Source organism: Meiothermus luteus (genome assembly GCF_003574085.1).
GTDB classification, from domain to species: domain Bacteria; phylum Deinococcota; class Deinococci; order Deinococcales; family Thermaceae; genus Meiothermus; species Meiothermus luteus.
On sequence record NZ_QWKZ01000192.1, the window covers coordinates 1 to 1,930 of the forward strand.

2 protein-coding genes are annotated in these 1,930 nt (G+C 69.3%); both read right to left on the reverse strand.

The features are described 5' to 3' along the window. Positions 1-1,269, reverse strand: a 1,269-nt coding sequence (locus Mlute_RS15135; RefSeq protein ID WP_119361333.1) for a phytoene desaturase family protein, incomplete at its 3' end; no start/stop codon positions are given. Continuing rightward, a partial coding sequence (locus tag Mlute_RS15140) for a glycosyltransferase (protein WP_281270873.1) occupies positions 1,266-1,930 on the reverse strand: 665 nt, incomplete at its 5' end. The genes Mlute_RS15140 and Mlute_RS15135, both read right to left, overlap by 4 nt.

Below are 1,930 nucleotides of genomic sequence, written 5' to 3' on the forward strand. Positions count from 1 at the left end.
GGGGTGCACCGTGCCCCCCACCTGGGCCAGGTTGGCCAGCTGCCCCACCCTCCAGCCCGGCCGCAGGGCCCCCAAGAGGCCATGGGGGGCCCGGCCGTAGAGGGCCCCTCGGTAGGCGGTCTGGCTGTAGTCCAAAGGGCTAAGGGCCTGCCACTCGGCTATGGGCAAGGGGTGGTGGGCGCAAAGCCTGGAGAGCAGGTGGCGGGCGTAGTCTTGCGCCCACACCGAGGGTCCTTCCCTTTCCTGCAAAGGGGGCGCGTTGACCAGCAAGAACCCAGCCTCCCCATCGGTGTACAGGTAGAGGGTAGGGTTCTTGGGCCAGCCGCCCCGTTCAATCTCCCACCATTCGCCTTGGTAGTCAGCGGAAAAGTAGACGTGGTGCCCAAGCGGCATCGGCTCCTTGAGCCTCATAAGCACCGCAAAGCCAGAGACCCCTAGGGCGTAGCGCGGCATGGGAAGGCCCAGCCACCCCAGGGTGAAGTGCCTGTCGGCAGCCGAGACGTAAAGGTCGGCGCGCACCACCCCTTCGGGGGTTTCCAAGGCCAGCACCCGCCCCCGGGAGGCCCGCATCCGCAGCACCCTCTGGCCGAAGTGGAACCTCACCCCGAGGCCCTTGGCCAGGCCGTACAGCCGGTCCACCAAAGCCCGCAGGCCGCCCGGCAGGTGGAAAACCCCCAGGCCCAGCTCCACCCAGGCGATGTTGTGCAGGACTGCTGGGGCCCTATAGGGGTTGGCCCCCAGGTAGGTGGCAAAGCGCAGGAAGAAGGGGGTGAGGTGGGGGCCAGAGGCCACCAGGTCGGCCAGGGTGCGAAAAGGGTAGGCCCTGGGCCCCTCGAGCAGGCCGTAGCGCAAGAGCTGCCCCAGGTGGGGCGGGGGACCAAAGATGAAGGTTCCCCTTGCCCCCTCGTAAAGCTGCCTCGCCGCCCCCAGCAGGCGCAGGTAGTCCCGGGCCTCCTCCCGGGAGAGCTGGGCCAGGGTTGGCTCCAGCTCGAGCCGGGGTGTGAACACCCGGCCATCCGGCCAGACGTAGCGGGCGAGCGGCGAAATCGGGCTGAGCCCTTCCAGCCCCTGGCCCAGCTCGGCCAGGATGCCCATGGGCACCTCGGGCAGGGTGAGTAGGGTGGGGCCGGTGGGCACCCCCTCCCAGCCCACCGCCTTACCCCCAGGCTGGCCGAGCTGCTCAACGACCTCTACCTCGAGGCCCGCCCTGCGGAACCTGAGCGCAGCGGCCAGGCCCGCAAAACCCGCGCCCACCACAACCGCCTTCACCGCGCGTACTCCCTCCCCTTCCAGGTATAGCGCCGCTGCGCCGAGCGCCAGTAGATAGGGAGGCTCAGGAGGGGGGCCAAGGGCACCAGCAGGAACTCCCACCCCTCCCGCCCGGTCTTCAGGTTCAACACCACCCGTTCCAAAAGGCCCATCCCCCCGATCAGGAGCCAGCCCGGGTCCAGCAGGGCCAAAGGCCAGCACAGGGTATAGGCCAAAAGGTGGGCCAGATAGGAAAAAAGCAGCAGCCAGCGGCTTTGGGCATGGAACTCAATCAGGTTCTTGCCCAGCCCCTCCACCATCTCGGCGTAGCTCCGGTACATCCGAACCGCCACCCACCTGCCCCCCAGGGCCACCGCCAGCCGCACCCCCTGGGCCTTGGCCCGCTGGGCCAGGCGCACATCCTCCAGTACCTCGCCTCGCACCGCGGCATGCCCCCCCGCCGCCCGGTAGGCCTCGCGCCGGAAGGCCATCACCTGGCCGTTGGCCGCCGCAGCCTGGGGAAAGGGGGTGCGGACCAGCGGGTAGGGCAGGTAGCACAAAAGCGCGTCGTCAATCAGGGGCAACAAGGTCCGCTCGGGCAGGGTAGGGGTTACCTGGCGCGGGTAGACCGAGGCCAGCCCAGCCCCCTCCCGGCGCATGAAGGCCAGCACCGCCCCTATCC